Origin of the sequence: Delftia sp. ASV31 (genome assembly GCF_016428765.1) — a bacterium.
Classification (GTDB): Bacteria; Pseudomonadota; Gammaproteobacteria; order Burkholderiales; family Burkholderiaceae_C; genus Comamonas; species Comamonas acidovorans.
The window spans coordinates 1-18,678 of record NZ_JAELTK010000038.1 but is presented as its reverse complement, the minus strand read 5'-3'; the positions used below and the strand labels follow the sequence as shown (position 1 = coordinate 18,678).

Annotated in this window: 17 protein-coding genes; 12 read left to right on the top strand and 5 right to left on the bottom strand. The window is 68.3% G+C overall.

Annotated features, from left to right (window positions below):
* Nucleotides 1-36: 36 nt before the first annotated feature.
* From JHD82_RS15190 to JHD82_RS15180, 3 genes are all read left to right on the top strand, one after another.
* Nucleotides 37-1,680: a sigma-54 dependent transcriptional regulator gene (locus tag JHD82_RS15190; RefSeq protein WP_199137251.1), complete on the top strand. Its 1,644-nt coding sequence runs from the start codon at nt 37-39 to the stop codon at nt 1,678-1,680.
* A 67-nt stretch (nt 1,681-1,747) separates the two neighbouring features.
* The gene (locus JHD82_RS15185) at nt 1,748-2,275 is read left to right on the top strand and encodes a hypothetical protein (RefSeq protein ID WP_012206148.1); all 528 of its coding nucleotides are present in this window, start codon (nt 1,748-1,750) and stop codon (nt 2,273-2,275) included.
* A 71-nt stretch (nt 2,276-2,346) separates the two neighbouring features.
* A complete protein-coding gene (locus JHD82_RS15180) occupies nt 2,347-2,625 on the top strand; it encodes a GlsB/YeaQ/YmgE family stress response membrane protein (protein ID WP_012206149.1) in 279 nt (92 codons plus the stop codon).
* A gap of 18 nt (nt 2,626-2,643) precedes the next feature.
* On the opposite strand, the gene JHD82_RS15175 is transcribed toward JHD82_RS15180, so the two are convergent.
* Nucleotides 2,644-4,221 carry a hypothetical protein gene (locus JHD82_RS15175; RefSeq protein ID WP_233174749.1) on the bottom strand — a complete coding sequence of 526 codons (1,578 nt, stop codon included), beginning with the start codon at nt 4,219-4,221 and terminating at the stop codon, nt 2,644-2,646.
* Nucleotides 4,222-4,549: 328 nt separating this feature from the next.
* Between JHD82_RS15175 and rpoN the strand changes: the two genes are divergently transcribed.
* From rpoN to JHD82_RS15135, 8 genes are all read left to right on the top strand, one after another.
* On the top strand, nt 4,550-6,112 hold the full coding sequence (gene rpoN / locus JHD82_RS15170; protein ID WP_199137247.1) for an RNA polymerase factor sigma-54: 1,563 nt from the start codon (nt 4,550-4,552) through the stop codon (nt 6,110-6,112).
* Between the two features lie 169 nt (nt 6,113-6,281).
* A complete protein-coding gene (locus tag JHD82_RS15165) occupies nt 6,282-6,620 on the top strand; it encodes a hypothetical protein (protein WP_199137245.1) in 339 nt (112 codons plus the stop codon).
* Nucleotides 6,621-6,668: 48 nt separating this feature from the next.
* Nucleotides 6,669-6,863: a hypothetical protein gene (locus JHD82_RS15160; RefSeq protein WP_012206153.1), complete on the top strand. Its 195-nt coding sequence runs from the start codon at nt 6,669-6,671 to the stop codon at nt 6,861-6,863.
* A 1-nt stretch (nt 6,864) separates the two neighbouring features.
* Nucleotides 6,865-7,065, top strand: coding sequence for a hypothetical protein (locus JHD82_RS15155; protein ID WP_199137243.1), 201 nt, complete (start codon nt 6,865-6,867; stop codon nt 7,063-7,065).
* 48 nt (nt 7,066-7,113) lie between these two features.
* Entirely contained in the window at nt 7,114-10,986 is a 3,873-nt protein-coding gene (locus JHD82_RS15150) for an ATP-binding protein (protein WP_199137241.1), read from the top strand.
* Between the two features lie 65 nt (nt 10,987-11,051).
* Nucleotides 11,052-12,344, top strand: coding sequence for a Zn-dependent hydrolase (locus tag JHD82_RS15145; protein WP_199137239.1), 1,293 nt, complete (start codon nt 11,052-11,054; stop codon nt 12,342-12,344).
* A 254-nt stretch (nt 12,345-12,598) separates the two neighbouring features.
* Entirely contained in the window at nt 12,599-13,582 is a 984-nt protein-coding gene (locus tag JHD82_RS15140) for a tripartite tricarboxylate transporter substrate binding protein (RefSeq protein ID WP_199137238.1), read from the top strand.
* 110 nt (nt 13,583-13,692) lie between these two features.
* Nucleotides 13,693-14,247 (top strand): bacteriohemerythrin, encoded by a 555-nt coding sequence (locus tag JHD82_RS15135; RefSeq protein ID WP_224986183.1) that lies wholly within the window; start codon nt 13,693-13,695, stop codon nt 14,245-14,247.
* Nucleotides 14,248-14,337: 90 nt separating this feature from the next.
* On the opposite strand, the gene JHD82_RS15130 is transcribed toward JHD82_RS15135, so the two are convergent.
* From JHD82_RS15130 to pobA, 3 genes are all read right to left on the bottom strand, one after another.
* Nucleotides 14,338-14,775, bottom strand: a complete 438-nt coding sequence (locus JHD82_RS15130; protein WP_012206159.1) for a universal stress protein — start codon at nt 14,773-14,775, stop codon at nt 14,338-14,340.
* 99 nt (nt 14,776-14,874) lie between these two features.
* Nucleotides 14,875-15,657, bottom strand: a complete 783-nt coding sequence (locus JHD82_RS15125) for a 2OG-Fe dioxygenase family protein (RefSeq protein WP_013801915.1) — start codon at nt 15,655-15,657, stop codon at nt 14,875-14,877.
* A 120-nt stretch (nt 15,658-15,777) separates the two neighbouring features.
* Nucleotides 15,778-16,953 (bottom strand): 4-hydroxybenzoate 3-monooxygenase, encoded by a 1,176-nt coding sequence (gene pobA / locus JHD82_RS15120; RefSeq protein ID WP_199137236.1) that lies wholly within the window; start codon nt 16,951-16,953, stop codon nt 15,778-15,780.
* Between the two features lie 170 nt (nt 16,954-17,123).
* Here pobA and JHD82_RS15115 point away from each other — a divergent pair, with 170 nt between their 5' ends.
* Nucleotides 17,124-17,906, top strand: coding sequence for an IclR family transcriptional regulator C-terminal domain-containing protein (locus JHD82_RS15115; RefSeq protein WP_012206162.1), 783 nt, complete (start codon nt 17,124-17,126; stop codon nt 17,904-17,906).
* A 34-nt stretch (nt 17,907-17,940) separates the two neighbouring features.
* Here JHD82_RS15115 and JHD82_RS15110 read toward each other — a convergent pair.
* Nucleotides 17,941-18,678: LysR substrate-binding domain-containing protein (locus tag JHD82_RS15110; protein WP_199137234.1), on the bottom strand; the 738-nt coding region annotated here is incomplete at its 5' end.

The window sequence follows — 18,678 nt, the reverse complement described above, 5'->3', positions numbered from 1 at the left end:
AAACGCGTTGCGGCGAGGACCCCTGGAGGCCATGCAATGAACCACGTGCTGATCGTCGATGACGATGCGGATTCCGCAGCGACCATGCGCGAACTCGTGGGCGTGGACCGCTTCTCGGTCGCCGTGGCCCACACCCTGCGCGACGCGCGCCGGCAGATGGCCATGCAGCCGCCCAGCCTGGTGCTGCTGGACCTGCAACTGCCCGATGGCAACGGCATGGACCTTTTTGGCGACCAGCAGGTGCCGCAGGACTCGCAGATCGTGCTGGTGACCGGCCACGCCAGCCTGGACTCCTCCATCGAGGCCCTGCGCCGCGGCGCCATGGACTATCTGGTCAAGCCCGTGGGCATCGGGCGGCTGGAGGACATTCTTTCGCGCTTTCTGATCCCCACGGCCGGCCTGCCGGAGACGGGCACCAGCACCGTCACGGGCGCGGCCTTCGACCAGATCACCCCGCAAGACAGGACAGGCGCCGGCTACTGCGCGCAGGAAGGGCGCTTTGGCCGGCTGTGGGGCGGCTCGGCCCCCATGCAGCGGCTGTACCAGCAGATGGAGCGCGTGGCGGGCACCTCGGTCACGGTCTTTCTGACGGGCGAAAGCGGCACCGGCAAGGAAGTCGTGGCACAGACCCTGCATGAGCTGAGCCAGCGGCGCAGCCGGCCCTTCCTGGCGGTCAACTGCGGCGCCATTTCTCCGCACCTGATCGAAAGCGAGATTTTTGGCCACGAAAAGGGCAGCTTCACCGGCGCCGACCGCCAGCACCAGGGCTTTTTCGAGCGCGCGGCCACGGGCACGCTGTTTCTGGACGAAATCACGGAAATGTCGATGGAGCTGCAGGTCAAGCTGCTGCGCGTGCTGGAGACCGGGCGCTTCATGCGCGTGGGCTCCACCCAGACGCTGCAGACCGATGTGCGCGTGATCGCCGCCACCAACCGCTGCCCCTACGAGGCCGTGGCCAGCGGCAAGCTGCGCGAAGACCTGCTGTACCGCCTGAACGTCTTCCCCATCGAGCTGCCGCCGCTGCGCGAGCGCCTGACCGACGTTCCGCTGCTTGCGCAGCATTTCGTGGAGGCCATCTCCCAGCGCGAGGGCCAGGCCAAGCAATTCACGGCATCGGCCCTCAAGCAGCTTGCGCAATACAGCTGGCCCGGCAATGTGCGCGAGTTGCGCAATGCCGTGCAGCGCGCCTATGTGATGGAGCCCGGCCCGCTGGTGGGCCAGGAATGGCTGCCCCGGCCGCCCGTGGCCATTGCCCAGCAGCCGGTCCCGGTGCATCGGGCCGCCCACGCACTGCACCTGCAGCAAGTGCCTCAAATGCCGCAAATGCCACATATGCCGCAGGCGGGGTCCATGCCAATGAGCGTGCCAATGAACGCGCCAGTGAGCGCGCCACTGACCGCCCCCATCACCCCCACCATCACAGCGCATGCGCCCGCCGACCATGCCCATGCGGCCGCCACCTACGACCTGCCCGACACGGAGCCGGCCACCATACAGCTGCCCATCGGCATGACCATGGCGCAGGCCGAGCGGCTGCTCATCCAGGCCACGCTCAAGCAGTGCAAGTACCAGAAGGAACGCACGGCGGCCGTGCTCGGCATCAGCCTCAAGACCCTGTACAACCGGCTCAGGGACTATGCGGGCGGCAAAAAGGGCGAGACGGACGCCGAGCACGGCTGACACCCAAACTTGCAGGCACGCTGCTTGCCGCTTTGCTTGCACCTTCGTTGCAACCAAGGACAAGCCCATGGACTCCTCTCCTCCCCGCGCCTACGGTGTCTTCAAGCCCGTGGGCCACATGGTGGTCTCGTTTCCCACGGCTGCGCAGGCCGACGACGGCGTGGCCGCGCTGCAGGCGCTTGAGCTGCCCGCCCAGGACATCCAGCGCTATTCCGACCGGGAAATGCTGGCCCAGATCGATGAAGACCTGCGCCAGGCCAGCCCCGTTGCCGCCGTGGGCCAGGAGCTCAACCTGGTCAAGGCCCACCAGGCCCTGGCCGAACGCGGCTACCACTGGCTGGTGGTGCGCGTGGACAACGACGAGGCCGCACGCACGGCCGCCGATGCCCTGAAGGCCGCCGGCGCCGAGCGCGCCCAACTGTATGGCCGCTTCATCATCGAGGAATTGATAGAGCACGCCGCCGACCTGCCCCAGGTCAGCGAGTCGCCCGACCGGGGCCTGGATGCCCAGACGCCTTCGGGCCATGAGGCGGAGCGTGCAGAGCTGCGCCCCGCTTCGGACCAGGACACCGCCCCTGCCAAGCCGAGGCTCTGAACAGCCTGCAGGAGCCAGGCACGCCGATTGCCCTTGACAACCAACCGTAACTTTTTTTCAAGGGCAATGGCATGGACTTCCTCATCTGGCTGATGGTGGGTGGCCTGGTCGGCTGGATTACCAGCATGGTCACGAACACCCAGGCCGAGCAAGGCATTTTGCTCAACGTGGTCATAGGCGCCATTGGCGCACTGCTGGGCGGCTGGCTGCTGGCGCCGCTGCTGGGGCCTTCGGCCATGAATGCGCAGACGGAGGCGCCGGCCACCTCCATGTCCATCTTCGTCTCTCTGGCCTGCGCCGTTGCGCTGCTGGCCATCTTCAACCTGTGCAAGCCGAGCGTGCCGCGCTGAAAGCGGCCAGGCAGCCTGTCAGTCCAGCCTTTGCGCCAGGCAGTCCTGCGCCGCCATGGCCACGCGCGGCAGCACCAGTGAGACCGCCAGGCAGCGGCCATGCTCGCCCTCGGCCCGCACCACGCCGCCGCGCTCCAGGCACAGGCGGCGCGCCAGGCTCAGGCCGCAGGTGGCGTCCGCATCGGAATCGTTCAAGGGAGTGAAGACAGGCGGCGGGTCCTGCCTTTCCACACTGTCCAGCCGTGGCGCGCCCGCCTCGCCGGTACCGGAGCCGGTGCTGGCCGCACCCGACCTGTGGGCCAGGGCCTCGATGCGGATCTCCACCAGCGCATCCCCGCGAGAAGCTGCGGCCTGCTCCTGGTCCTGGTCCTCGGACAGGGGCCGGGCGGCCATGTGCACCTGCGCGCCATCGGTCAAAGCTTCGCGGATGGCGAGAAAAATGCTGATCAGCGCCAGTTCCAGCTCGTCCGGGTCCACGTGCACGCCCAATCGCGGCGCCGGCTGGCCGGGCTGACTGGCCTCGGCAGGCTCCGCCACCTCCAGCGCCATGCGCTTGCCCAGCACCACGGCCAGCGTGCCCTGCAGGCCGGGCAGCCAGCGGTACAGGTCCACCACCAGCGCATGCGTGCAATGGTGCGCCCCAAAACGCAGCAGTTGCTGCGTGAGGCGGCTGGCCGTGTCCACCGAGCGCAGCATGGCCTGGGCAGGCAGGCTCAGTGCCGGGTCCTCGGAGCGCCGCTCTATCAGATAGGCGCTGTTGCTCAGAATGCCCAGCTGGTTGTTGAACTCATGGGAAAACCGGCCTGCCAGCCGCCCCACCACCTGCAGACGTTCGCTCTGGAGACGGGCAGCGGCCTCTTCGAGGCCGGCAGCGTCCACCGCAGCGCCTTCTGACAGGCCGGCACCGCCGCCGCCCTGGCCCTGGTCTTGCGCATTGCCGCCCGTTGCCGGCAACACCAGGGAAGCGCTGCCCCGCAGCGCCAGCCGCGCCAATCCCAGGCCCGCCACCGCAAACAAAACGATGGCCACCCAGATCACCCCCTTCAGGGGCCGGGAGCATGCGGGGTCCAGCGCAGAACAGGGAGCCCAGCTCACCCAGGTCCAGCCCTGGGCGGACTTGCTGAAGAAGGCCCGCAGCGGCCCGCCCTGCGCATCTGGCAGATCCAGCCAGCCCTGCGAAGCTCCCTGCCCTGCGCCCTGACCTGCGCTTTGCTCTGCGCCTTGCCCCGCACTTCTCACGCCGGGCGCCGCCTGCGCCAGGCTGGCCGCCAGCCGCTCGCTGAAATCGGCGGGCAAGGCAGGCAGGTCGGCTGCCGCGCCGGGCCCGGCCGGCAGGGCGCGGCCTGTGCTGTCCACCAGAAAGCCGGGCCAGCCGGAGTCAAGCAAGGGACCCAGGGCCGCCAGCACCTGGTCGACGCCGGCCGCGCCCGGCTCCTTGTCCAGCAGACGGGCCACGGCCATGCTGCTGACGCGCGCGGCCTGCTCCTGCGCCGCATGCTCGGATTGGTAGGCGCGCAACAGCAGCCAGGACGAGGCCGCCAGCACAAAGACCAGCAAGGCCAGCAGCAGCAGGACCAACCTCAGGCGTATGGACATGGGATCTTCGGGCAGGGCATCACGCGGCGCCTCCCGTGGAACGGAATTCTGGGCCCCCGGGGGCGGGACCGTGTGGAAGCTGGTGGACTGGTACATGGCAAAGTTTGCAGAAAACCTTGCGCCCAAACGGCAATTTCTGCCGTGGACGCCATGACCGGCCCCGCTGTTCCAGAACCGATCTCCCGCAGCGGCGGCAAAACCCTGGGCCCCGTGCCGCCTGCGCAGGGAGACCACAGCAGGTTTCGTGCCCAAAGTGTATCCAGACGATTCGCCGCCCGCATGGCGGCATGGAGCTTGCGTCTTCGTGTCATTGCACCAAGGAGATGAAATGGGTTCCATGCACCTCAGGGCGGACATACGCCAGTCCCAGACGCTTTCTCCCCGCCTGCAGCTTGCGGTGCGGATGCTGCAGATGTCCTCGCTGGACTTTGCCGCCGTGGTGCGCAGCAAGCTGGAGGACAACCCGTTCCTGGAAGACCCGCAGGATGCGCAGTACGGCGAGTACGAACAGGGGCTGCTCGACGGCAAGGAGCTGGGTGAAGAGGGCCGGGAAGGCGGCATGGGCAGGCTGGCTCCGGAGGCAGGCCTGGCCCCGGACACCGGCATGGATGACGGCATCGGCATGGGCATCGGTATGGACATGGACCGCGACCTCCCCGGCATGCAGCACCCGCCCGACCCGGCCGACCACCTGCCCGGCCCCGCCACCGAACCCGCCGACGACCGCGACCTGTGGCTGGCCGACATGCATACGGGCGCGCGCCAGGGGGTGGATGGAGAAGGCACGGCCATGGATCTGGCCGCCTGCGAGACCACGCTGGCCATGCACCTGCACGGCCAGCTCAATGTGATGGCGATGACGCCACGCGACCTGTGCATGGCCCGGGCCATCGTGGAGTCGCTGGACGACGACGGCTATCTGCGCACCGACCTGCAGGAGTTGGCCGGCCTGCTGGCCCTCAGCCCCGCACCTGACGCGCAGGAAATGCTCATTGCCCTGCGCCTGGTGCAATCGCTGGACCCGGCCGGCGTGGCCGCCCGCAGCGTGGGCGAATGCCTGTTGCTGCAATGCCCGCAGATCGGCGATGCCCACCTGCGCCAGCTGGCCCAGGCCATGGTGCAGGACCACATGGATGCGCTGGCCGCCCGCGACGTGCCCCGGCTGGCCCGGGCGCTGCAGGTGCCGCCCGCGCAGATCACGCAGGCGCTGGACTGCATACGTCGGCTGAACCCCAGGCCGGGCTGGAACTTCGGCTCCTCCCACGTGTACTACATCGTTCCCGACGTGATCGTGCGCCGGGGCCAGAACGGCTGGAACGTGCACCTCAACCCCGCGGTCGTGCCGCGCGTGCGCCTGAACCGCGTCTACGAGCAGCTGTTTCAGCGCCACCGCCGCAGCGGCCAGAACCAACTGGCCGACCACCTGCAGGATGCGCGCTGGACGGTGCGCAACGTGGAGCAGCGCTTTTCCACCATCCTCGACGTGGCGCAGGCCATCGTGCGCAAGCAGCAGCTGTTCCTGGAGTTCGGCGCCATGGCCATGAAGCCGCTGGTGCTGCGCGAGATTGCCGAGGAAGTGGGCGTGCACGAGTCCACCGTCTCGCGCGTGACCAACAACAAATACATGGCCACGCCCACGGGCGTGTTCGAACTCAAGCATTTCTTCTCGCGCCCCATGCTCAGCGCCAGCGGCAATGCCTGCTCGGCCACGGCCATCCGCGAGTTGATCGTCGACATCATCGCGGCCGAGTCCGATGCCCGGCCGCTGTCGGATGTCGAAATCGCACGCCAGCTGAGTGCCCAGGGCCTGGTCGTGGCGCGCCGCACCGTCACCAAATACCGCCAGCTGCTGCGCATAGAACCGGCCGACCGGCGCAGGCGCCACGGCTGAAACCTGGCTTGGTGGCAAGCGGCGTGCCTGTCCAAAAGCCTGTCCGGCCCGTCCTGCCAAGCCCCACCGCCGTGCAGCGGCTTGTCGCTCCCGCAGGGCATGCCTTGTCCGACAGTTGCAGGCCGCCGCCCGGCCTAAGGTGAAAGCTCATGGACTGAAGGAGCCCGCCATGGACAACTCACCCCGCCGAATGCATGCCCCCCTCGAACGCCAGCGCAGCGAGAACAACCACATCCGCGACGGACGCTGGCCACTGCGCATAGGCGCACTCACCGCCGCCGTCGCACTGATCCTGGTGCTGATGTTCAACTTCATGGCCCCCAAGGGCCGGCTGGATGCGCCCAGTGCCACTGGAGCGACTGGAACGCCTTCGTCCTCACCGTTGCCCTCACCTTCGCCCTCACCCTCTCCCGCGACACAGCCCGCGTCGCCGCCCGCGCCTTCCGCCGCGCCGCAGCAGGCTGATCCGGCCACGACGCCTGCCCCCACCTCCACGCCTGCGCGCTGAGCGGGCATGCACTCCTCATCACCACACACCCGCCAAAGGACACGCACCATGAACCACCCCCTGCCCCACGCACCCAATATTCCCCAGGTGCCGACCACGCCCAACGACCCCGTGGCCCCCGATGATCCCAACCGCCAGCCCGGCCGCCCGCGCGGGCCCGAGCCCATCGACCCGCCCACCACGGCGCCGCCCATCGAGCTGCCACCGTCCCCGGAGCAGGAACAGACGCGCAAGGGAGAGTGACATGCCACAAGGTGACAAATCGGCCTATACCGATAAGCAAAAGCGCCAGGCCCGACATATCGAAGACAGCTACGAGTCGGGCGGCGTGGGCCACGAAGAAGCTGAAAAGCGCGCCTGGGCCACCGTGAACAGGCAAAGCGGCGGCGGCAAGCTGTCGGGCTCGGGCCGGGGCAGGCAAGCGGGCCAGTCCAATTCAAAATAACCGCGACTGCGGCCAAGCCCGAGACCCGCAATTGCCGTGGGAGAAAGTGTGAACTCAGAAGACAGTTTTCGATTCCTGCCGCAGCGCGGCGAAATGCCGGCACGCGTGCGCTCCCACGACTGGGCGGCCACGCCCCTGGGATCGCCGGACGGCTGGCCGCAGAACCTGCGCAACGCCGTTAGCCTGGCGCTGGGTTCGCGCTTTCCCATCACCATCTGGTGGGGCGAAGACTTCCGCCTGATCTACAACGATGGCTATATCCCCTTCCTGGGAACCAGCAAGCACCCCCAGGCGCTGGGCCAGGCCGGCGCGCACTGCTGGAGCGAGATCTGGAGCGATATCGGCCCCATGCTGGAAGGCGTGATGCGTACCGGCGAGGCCACCTGGTCCACCGACGCCCGCTACTTCTTCGACCGCGACCTGCCGCAGGAAGAAGTCTTCGTGACCTTCACCTACGGCCCCATCCTGGCCGATGACGGCGTCACCGTGCAGGGCGTGTTCTGCCCCTGCACCGAGACCACGGAAAAAATCGTCAGCCGCAGGCGCCTGGAGACGCTGCACCGCCTGGGCATACGCACGCTGGACATGCACAACGCCAGGGACGCCGCCCAGAAAGTCTGCGCCGTGCTGGACGAGAACCCCTACGACGTGCCCTTCGCCATCATCTACGAATGCGTGGACACCCCTGCCGCGGGCAGCGCAGGCGCCAGCGGCCCGGCCTTCAGGATGCTCTGCGCCACGGGCATGGATCTGGACATGGACCTGGCGGCCGACCCCTCGCGCTGGCCGCTGGACCGGGCCGTGCAATCCGATCCATCTGACCGAGCGGACCTAACGGACCAGGCGCATCAGGCGGATCAGGCGGCCCAGCCGGGCCAGCCCGTCAATGTGGAACTGGCGCCCCTGGGCCTGTACCTGCCCGGCGGCCCCTGGCCCGAGGCCTCGCGTCTGGCGCGCATCGTGCCTGTGCGCTGGTCGGGCGACGGCCAGGTCTCGGGCGTGATGGTGCTGGGCGTCAGCCCGCGCCGCCCGCTGGATGTGGACTATTGCGCCTTCCTCGACATGGTGGCAAGCCACACGGGCAGCGTGGTCGCGCACGCCCAGGCCTACGAGCAGGAAGCACGGCGCGCCAAGGCCCTGGCCGAGGTGGACCACGCCAAGACCGTGTTCTTCTCCAACATCAGCCACGAGCTGCGCACCCCGCTGACGCTGATGCTGGGCCCGCTGGAAGATGCCCTGCGCGAGCACGGCGGCCAGGTGCCGGCCGGGCAGACGCAGATGATCCACCGCAACGCGCTGCGCCTGCAAAAACTGGTCAACGCCCTGCTGGACTTCTCGCGCATCGAGGCCGGGCGCATGCAGGCCAGCTACGAGCCCACGGACCTGGCCCGCACCACGGCCGAGCTGGCCAGCATGTTCCGCTCGGCCGTGGAGCAAGCCGGCCTGCGGCTGCGCGTGGATTGCCCGCCGCTGGACGGACCGGTCCATGTGGACCGCGACATGTACGAAAAAATCGTGCTCAACCTGCTGTCCAACGCCTTCAAGTTCACGCTGCAAGGCGAAATCGCCGTGGCGTTGCGCGATGTGCCCGATGTGCACGATGCGCACGGCGCGGGCGGGGCCAATGGTGCGGTGGAGCTGTCCGTCACCGACACCGGATCGGGCATTGCGCCCCAGCACCTGCCCCATCTCTTCCAGCGTTTTCACCGCATTCCCGGCAAGCCGGCCCGCACGCACGAGGGCACGGGCATCGGCCTGGCCATGGTGCAGGAGCTGGCTCGGCTGCATGGCGGCACCGTCACGGTCAGCAGCACGGAGGGCGAAGGCAGCCGCTTCACCGTGCGCCTGCCCAGGGGGCATGCGCACCTTCCGGCCGAGCACCGGCCCGCGCGCCCGCCTGCCGCGCACCCGCAGGTGGATGAGGCCCTGCGCTGGCTGCCCGGCGAGCCCGCCCCGGCCGCCAGCGATGAAGCCAGGCCCATGCAGCGGGACATGCACGGTGGTGCCCTGACCCCGCGTGCCCGCATCGTCTGCGCCGATGACAACGCCGACATGCGCAGCTACATCGGCCAGTTGCTGGAGCCGCTGTATGAAGTGGAGATCGTGGGCGATGGCCGCGCCGCGCTGGCCAGCATCCACCGCCAGCGGCCCGACCTGGTGCTGGCCGACGTGATGATGCCCGTGCTCGACGGCTTCGAGCTGCTGCATGCGCTGCGCAGTGACGAGACCACGCGCGCCATTCCCGTCATCATGCTGTCCGCGCGGGCCGGCCAGGAGGCCCAGGTCGAAGGCCTGCGCGCGGGCGCGGACGACTACCTGGTCAAGCCCTTTTCGGCGCGCGAGCTGCTGGCGCGCATCGCATCGCTGCTGCAGCTGGTGCGTGTGCGCGAACAGGCCCACGCCGCCGTTCAGGCCAACGAGAAAAAGCTGCGCGCCATCATCGACCAGATGCCCGCGGGCGTGGGCGTCTCCGACATGAGCGGCACCATGGTATTGAGCAATGCGATCATGGACCGCTTCGTGCCGCGCGCCATTCCTTCCACCCTGGCGGACCGCATGCCGCGCTGGAAGGGATGGGATGACAAGGGCCAGCCCATTGCCCCCGAGAACTGGCCAGGCAAGCGCGCGCTGCGCGGCGAAGTGGTCATGCCGGGGCTGGAGATGCTGCACACCGACGACGATGGGCGCGAATGGTGGATGCGCGTCAGCTGCGCGCCGCTGCGCGATGACGACGGCCAGCTCATAGGCACCTGCTCCGTCATCCAGGACATCACCGAACTCAAACAGGCCGAGCACCACCTCAAGGAAGCCGACCGACGCAAGGACGAATTCCTGGCCACGCTGGCGCATGAGCTGCGCAATCCACTGGCGCCCATCAGCCACGGCCTGCAAATCCTCAAGCGCACCGCCAGCGGCGACGACAGCGTGCGCCACAGCCACGAGATGCTGGAGCGCCAGGTCAACCACATGATCCGCATGGTGGACGACTTGCTGGAGGTCTCGCGCATCACCACGGGCAAGGTCCAGTTGCGCAAGGAACTGGTGGACCTGAACGATGTGCTGCAAGGCGTGGTGGCGGCCAGCGGCGCGGTCATGGAAGCAGGCGGCCACCAGTTGCGCCTGGAACTGCCCGCCGCGCCCGTGTCGCTGCTGGCCGACCCGATGCGGCTGGCGCAGATGGTCTCCAACCTGCTCAACAATGCCGCCAAGTACTCGCACTCCGGCGGCCACATCGTTCTGGCCGCCTGGACCGATGGCGCGCAGGCCGTGGTCTCGGTACGCGACAACGGCATCGGCATCCCGCCCGCCCTGCTGGGCAAGGTGTTCGATCTGTTCATGCAGGTGGACCGCAACGGCCGCCGTGGGCAGGGCGGCCTGGGCATCGGGCTGACCCTGGTGCGCAGCCTGGTCGAGATGCACGGCGGCAGCGTGCAGGCGCTCAGCGAAGGCAAGGGCCAGGGCAGCGAATTCAGGCTGCACCTGCCCCTGCCCACGCAGGCGCAGCCCCTGGCAGGACAGCCACCGCATGCCCAGCCCGAGGATGCAACGGCCTTCGGCCGCATCCTGGTGGTCGATGACAACATAGACGCCGCCGACACCCTGGCCATGCTGCTCAGGCTGCTGGGCGCCGAAGTCGAGATTGCCCGCGACGGCCCCGGCGCCCTGGCCATGCACGCGGCGTTCAGGCCCGAAGTGGTGCTGCTGGACATCGGCCTGCCCGGCATGGACGGCCTGGAGGTCGCCCGCCGCATCCGTGCCGAGCACGGCCGCGACCAGGTCGTGCTGATCGCGCTCACGGGCTGGGGGCAGGAGGAGGACCTGAGACGATCGCGGGAAGCCGGCATGGACCACCACCTGGTCAAACCCGTGAGCTTCGACACGCTCGAGCGTCTGCTGGCGGGCCTGCGCCCCCTGCCCTGAGGGCTGCTTTTTCGCGCGAGAATTCGGGCTGCCCGATCCAGCTGCTCCAGACGCCACCGAGACCGATGACCGCCCTGCCCGCTTCCTCCGCCCCCAACCTTCCTCCCATCAACGCCGAGCGCCTGTGGCGCCGCGTGGAGACCCTGTCCGCCTTCACCCTGCCCGACGTGCCGTGGACGCGCCGCGCCTTCTCCCCTGAATTCGACCAGGCCCGCGCCTGGCTGCGCGGGCAGTTCGAGGCTGCGGGCATGCAGGTCCATCTGGATGAAGGCGGCAACCTGGTGGGCCGCCTGCCGGCTGCCCCAGGCCCGGTACAACGCGCCCCCATCTCCACCGGATCGCACTGCGACACCGTGATGATGGGCGGGCGCTTCGACGGCATCATCGGCGTGCTGGCCGGCATCGAGGTCGCGCACTGCCTGCACGAAAACGGCATCGCCCTGCAGCACCCGTTCGAGGTGATCGACTTCCTGTCCGAAGAACCCAGCGACTACGGCATCTCCTGCATAGGCAGCCGCGCGCTGTCGGGCAAGCTGGACGCCGCCATGCTGGCCGCCCGCAACCCGCAAGGCGAAACCCTGGCCGAAGGCATGCGCCGCATCGGCGCGCGGCCCGAGGTGCTGGACCGCCCGCTGCGCAGCGCCGGCGGCACGGCCGCCTTTGTGGAACTGCACATAGAGCAGGGCCCGGTGCTGGAGCAGCGCGGCCTGCCCATCGGCGTGGTGACGAACATCGTGGGCATACGCCGCGTGAGCTTCACCGTGCGCGGCCAGGCCGACCACGCAGGCACCACGCCCATGGACATACGCCAGGACGCGCTGGTGGGCGCGGCGCGCATCATCGATGCGGCCAACCGCAAGGCCGCTGCGCTCAGTGGCCAACCTCACTATGTGGTGGCCACCGTGGGCCGGCTATCGCTCACGCCCAATGCCTCCAATGCCGTGCCGGGCCTGGTCGAGATGATGATGGAAGTGCGCAGCGACCACGCCGGCGTGCTGGAGCGCTTCCCCGAGGAACTGCTGGCCGAAGTCCTGCCCGGCCTGGCCGCCTTGCGCGTGCGCGCCGAGATGGCCGACGTGAGCCGCTCCCGGCCCACGGACTGCGCCGCGCCCGTCATGCAGGGCGTGGAGCAGGCCTGCGACAACCTGGGCTACGCCCACATGCGCATGCCCAGCGGCGCCGGCCATGACGCCGTCTACATGGCGCCCACCGGACCCATGGGCATGATCTTCATCCCCTGCCTCCACGGCCGCAGCCATGCGCCCGAGGAGTGGATAGAACCCGCCCAGTTGCTGGACGGCACCCGGGTGCTGTACGAGACAGTGCGCGTGCTGGACAGGCAGTTGGCGCAGGGCTGAGCGCCTGGCCTGCGGCCAGGCACCAAGGCGGCATAAAATAGCCCGCTTCCCTCTGGAGCAGGCACAAGCTGCTCCTTGGTGGAAGCCCCTGTGGCACAGATTGCGGAAATCCGCCCAAATAGCGGGTTTCCCAATGCAAGATGGCGGAACCACCCTCCCCGATCATCGACAACCCACCGCATGGGCGGCCCGGCGCTGCCGGTCCGCTGCGAGAAGGTTGCACCGCCCCATCAGACCCTGGAGTTTCTTCTTTCATGTTCCGCCAACTGATCACCTGCACCGCCGTGGCCGCCGCCATGGGCATGAGCTTTTCCGCAGCCGCCCAAGGTGCGGCTGCCGACTATCCGAACAAGCCCGTGCGCATGATCGTGCCCTTCCCGCCCGGCGGCGGCACCGACATCCTCGCGCGTGTGGTGTCCAACAAGCTCACCGAAGTCAGCAAGTGGACCGTGGTGCCCGACAACCGCGCGGGCGCAGGCGGCACCATCGGCATCACCGAGGCCGCCAAGGCAGCGCCCACGGGCTACGACATGGTCATGGGCCAGAAGGACAACGTGGTCCTGGGCCCCTACCTCTACAAGAACCTGCCCTGGAACCCGGTCAAGGACCTGGTGCCCGTGGCCCACGTGGCCTACACGCCCATCGTGATCGCCACCAGCGTGAACTCGCCCTACAAGACCCTGGCCGACATCGTGGCCGCTGCCAAGCAGCACCCGGGCAAGGTGACCTACGGCTCGCCGGGCAATGGCACCAGCATCCACATCTCGGGCGTGCTGCTGGAGAAGGCGGCGGGCATCCAGCTGGTGCATGTGCCCTACAAGGGCTCCAACCCGGCCCTGATGGACGCGCTGGCCGGCAACGTGGACCTGCTGGTGTCCTCCGTGCCCTCGGCCATAGCCCAGATCAAGGCCGGCAAGCTGCGCGCCATCGCCGTCACATCGGCCAAGCGCTCGTCCTCGCTGCCCGACACGCCCACGCTGGCCGAAGCGGGCCTCAAGGGCTTTGACGTGAGCACCTGGTACGGCCTGTTCATGCCCAAGGGCACGCCAACGGCCATCGTGACCAAGGTCAACGCCGAAGTGAACAAGCTGCTGGCCATGCCCGAAGTGCGCGACGCCATCCAGACCCAGGGCGCCGAACCCCAGTCCATGAGCGTGGCCGACTTCGACAAGATGTTCCAGGCCGACTTCAAGCAGTCCAAGCAGATCGTCGAGTCCTCGGGCGCCAAGATCGAGTGACATGCCTGCGGTGCCAGGGCTGCATGCCCGGCACCGCCTGCATTGGCCAACGCCGCATTTCATTGATGCAGATCAGCCTGATCTGCATCAAGGAGCTATGTGACAGTCCCGTGAATACTTCTCTGGAAATCACCGAATTCCTGGAGAACGTCATGGCATTGCTGGTCTGGGTCCCCGAGCTGGACACCGGGATTGCAGAAATCGACCGGCAGCACCGCCGCATCGTCGATTACATCAACAAGCTCTACGAGCTGCGCTCGTCGCCCGACCGTGAGGCCCTGGGCGATGTCATCGGCGAGATGATCGACTACACCGTCTCGCACTTCGTGTTCGAGGAAAGCCTGATCGAGAGCGCCGGCTACATGTTCGCCGGTCCGCACAAGAAGGTGCACGAGCTGTTCACGCGCCGCGTGATCGAGATGCAGACCCGCTTCGATGCGGGCGAGGACGTGGCCGCCGAGCTGCACGGCATGCTCTCGCGCTGGCTGTTCAACCACATCCGCAACGAAGACACCGGCTACGTGGACTCGGCCAAGGCCTATCTGCGCATGGCGCGCGAGTCCAGTCCTGCCGCCGAGAAGGAAAGGCTCAAGAACGAAGTGCTGCAGGAGCTGGAACTGCAGCGCAAGAAAAAGGGCTGGCTGGCACGGCTGCTCAATCGCTGATCGCCCTCTCCCCTTGCAGCGCACCAACAAAAACGGCTCCCGAGGGAGCCGTTGACGTTTCACACGGCGAAGGGCCGAGCGGCCCGGTGATTACTCGCGCACCACCAGCACCGGCACGCGCACGGCGCCCAGCACGCGCTGGGTCACGCTGCCCAGCATCAGCTTTTCCAGGCCACGGCGGCCTTGCGAGCCCATGATGATCAGGTCGGCGCCCGTGCTCTCGAGCACGCGCACGATGCCTTCGTGCACCGCATGGCCTTCGCCCACCACGGTGGTGGCGGTGATGCCGGCCTCGTCGGTGATCTTCTTGACGGCGTCCAGCGTGGTGTTGGCCTCGGCCGTGGCCGCGCTCAGGTACTGCGACTGGCCGTAGGCGAAGTCGGCGCCCACGCCCGTGAACGGATAGGGGTCCACCACGTAGACCGCCGTCAGCGTGCTGCCAAAGGCCTTGGCCAGCTCCACGCCCTTGTGAACCGCCAGCATCGAGCTGTTGGAGCCGTCCACGGGAACCAGGATGTGCTTGAACATGCGTTTTCTCCTTTGTGCTTGGCCGCCGTCAACAATCGGGGGCGGCCGGGTCGATGAACCAAAGTGTGCGCCCATCATGCGCCAGCATCTTGAGCTGCATCAATCCTTGCGGCGACGCGTCAGCTCCGAGCCCTGGAAACCCTGACGGCGATAGGTCAGCACCAGGGTATCGCGCACGCCGCCCGGCTGCTCTGGCTGGATGGGCGTGGTCTCGTGGATCATGCGGGCATCGTCCAGCAGCATCACCGACCAGGGCTCGGTCAGCGTGAAGCGCTGGCCGCTGGGGCCCGTGGCCTCGAAGATGCGCGTCTCGCCGCCCTTCACGCCCTCGCGCCCGACCAGGATCACGGCCACCAGATCCACGCCGTCGCGGTGCGCGCCTTCGGGCGTGGGCCGGCCAATGCCGTCCGTGGTGTCGATGCGGAACTGGTGGGACTCGATGAACCAGCGCTCGTGCTGCACATCATTGCCCTGGGCGCAGAACACCTGGTCGGACAGGCCCGCCAGCGCCAGCAGCAGCCGGCTCCAGGTGGCGCTTTGCGCCGTGGCGTCACGCATGGGATCGAACATGCGCAGCATGCCGCCATGCAGGGCGTTGTATTCCACAGGCTGCCAGTGCGCGCGGTGCTCCACCTGCTGCAGCCCGTCCTGCCCGGCAATGAAGCAGGAATGGCGGCGGCGCCGGTAGCGCCCGCCGTCCTTCAGAAAGGCATCGGGCGGCAGTTGGGCCCAGTCGGCATCGAGCGCATGCAGCTCGGTCAATGACACGCCTGCCCAGGCCGCGAATTCATCGGGGCGCAGCACCGCATAGCCTGCGTCGCGCAGCGACTGCGCTGCATTCTGGGGGGCGATATAGGGAGGGGGAAACGTGATGTGCGCCATAACCCGACAAGCTTACTCCTCGCCCGCACCCGTCCGGGCGAGGCGGGCTGCAAATTTGCGCAATGCTGTGGCGACAGGCGCGCATCAATGCGGGCGCAGCCCCTCGCTATTGCCCTGGGCTCACACCAGCGGCAACCCCACATAGTTCTCCGCCAGCGAGGTCGAGCCTGCACGGGAGTTGACGATGTAGTCCAGCTCAGCCTCCTGCACCTTGGTGTCGAAGCCGCCTGCATCGGGGAAGCGGTGCATGAGCGAGGTCATCCACCACGAAAAACGCTCGGCCTTCCAGACGCGGCGCAGGCATTGCTCGGAGTAGCCGTCGATGCCTTCGGGCGCCTTGTCGCGGTAGTACTGCGCGAAGGCGCTGGACAGGTAGCCCACGTCCGAGGCGGCCAGGTTCAGGCCCTTGGCGCCCGTGGGCGGCACGATGTGGGCCGCGTCGCCGGCCAGGAACAGGCGGCCGAAGCGCATGGGCTCGGTCACGAAGCTGCGCAGCGGGGCAATGCTCTTTTCCAGCGAGGGGCCGGTCACCAGGCGCTCGCGTGCCTCGGGGTCCAGGCGCAGGCGCAGTTCGCTCCAGAAGGCTTCGTCGCTCCAGTCCTCGACCTTTTCGGTCAGCGGCACCTGCAGGTAGTAGCGGCTGCGCGTGGCGCTGCGCTGGCTGCACAGTGCGAAGCCGCGCTCGGTCTGGGCGTAGATCAGTTCGTGCGAGACGGGCGGCGTGTCCGACAGCAGGCCCAGCCAGCCGAAGGGGTAGACCTTCTCGAAGGTGCGCACCTTGTCCTGGGGCACGCTGGCGCGGCAGATGCCGTGAAAGCCGTCGCAGCCGGCGATGAAGTCGCATTGCAGCTCATGGACCTGGCCGTCCTTCTCATAGCGCACGACGGGGCTGTCGCCATCGAAGCCCATGGGCTGCACGTTGCCGGCCTCGTAGACCGTGGTCAGGCCCTCGGCGGCGCGCACTTCCATCAGGTCGCGCGTGACCTCGGTCTGGCCGTAGACCATGACGCGCTTGCCGCCGGTCAGGCCGTGCAGGTCGATGCGGTGGCGCTGGCCGCCGAACAGCAGCTCGATACCGTCGTGCGGCAGGCCTTCTGCGCGCATGCGGGCGTCGGCACCGGCCTGCTCCAGAAGGTCCACCGTGACCTGTTCGAGCACGCCGGCACGGATGCGGCCCAGCACGTAGTCGGCGCTGCGCTGCTCGATGATGACGTTGTCTATGCCCGCGCGGTACAGCAGCTGGCCGAGAAGCAGGCCGGCAGGGCCTGCACCGATGATGGCGACTTGGGTGCGCATTGATTTGTCTCCGTTGCGTTGTTCGATGTCATGGCCGGTTCATGCCATGGCCTGCGCCCGAGATTAGTTTTGAGGCAGCGCAAAGACGAGGGGCTGCAGCACGCGTTGCGCGGTGATCGCGCAATCTGCGCGACAATCGCGCACTACCTGCATGCCCGCCCTCCCCGCCCATGAACCAGCCCTTTCCCATCGACCCGGATGACTTCATCGCCGGACTGGCCAAGGGCCTGGCCGTGCTGGAGAGCTTCGACACCGAGCGCCAGCGCCTGAACGCCACCATGGCGGCCGAGCGCTCTGGCATCACGCGCACGGCCGCGCGCCGCCATCTGCTGACCTTGACGCACCTGGGTTACCTGGAGACGGACGGCAGCCATTTCTGGCTGGCGCCCAAGGTGCTGCGGCTGTCGGGCAGCTACCTGGCCTCGGCGCGGCTGCCGCGCATCGTCCAGCCCGTGCTCTACCGGCTGGCGGCGCAGACCCAGCTGTCGTTTTCCTGCGTGGTGCGCGATGGCCACGAGGTGGTCATCGTCGCGCGCAGCGCCCTGCACGAGCGCGGCCAGCGCCTCATGGCCCATGGCCTGCACCTGGGCAGCCGCCTGCCCGCCCACGCCACCTCCACGGGCCGTGTGCTGCTGGCCGCCCTGCCTGCGGCCGAGCTCAGGCAATGGCTGGCCTCGCACGATCTGCGGCGCCTGACCGCCCACACGGTGACGGACAGCGCAGCGCTGGAAGGCGTGCTGGACGAAGTGCGCCGACAGGACTTCTGCCTGGCCCTGGAAGAGCATGAGCTGGCCGTGCAGGCCCTGGCCGTGCCGCTGCGCAACATGGAGGGCCGCACGGTGGCCGCGCTCAACATCGTGACCTCGCCCCAGCGCATGGCGCCGGCCGACATGGCGGCCGAGCTGCTGCCGCTGCTGCAGGAGGCGGCGCGGGAGCTGCGGCCGCTGCTCTGAGGCCTGGCTGAACTGCCGCCGTCGCTGCAGCCGCTCAGAGCGGCGCGCACACCTGCTGGCTCAGTTCGCGCAGGGCCAGCGAGGTCTTGCGGATCAGCGGCGTGGCCTTTTTCTTGGCCGACTGCGCCAGGCACAGCGTACTCACCACATGGGGCGATTCGATGGGAATGCCCACCAGCTCGGCATCGGTCAAGTGGCTGCGCATGGCGCTGTCGGTCAGCGCGGCGTAGCCGTAGCCGCCGCGCACCAGGTCCAGGATGGCCGGCACGCTGGACACTTCCCAGACCACGTTGAGCTTGACCTGGGACAGCGTGGCCTGCGCTTCCATCAGCTTGCGGAAGATCTGGCCGTGCTGCGGCATGATCAACGGAAACTGCGACAGCTCGTCAAAGCGCACGCCGCTGCGCCCACCCAGGGTGCGCGCCGGGCCGATCAGGCACAGGCGCTCTTCCAGCACGGGCGTGACCTCGATGTGCGGATGCGGCTCGGGCGTATAGACCAGGCCCAGGTCCATGCGGCCCGAGGTCAGCCATTCGGCGATGTTCATGGAAAAGCCCTCGACCACGGCCAGGCGGGCCTTGGGCATGTCCTTGCTGAACAGGTCGATCAGCGGCAGCGTCAGGCGCCGCGCCAGGCTGGGCGGCAGGCCCACCACGATGCGGCCCACGGGCTCGTCGCGCTGGCTGCCCAGATCCTCCTTGGCCAGCGCCACGCGCTGCATGATGGCGTGGCCGTGCTCCAGCAGGCGGCGGCCCGCGTCGGTCAGCGTCAC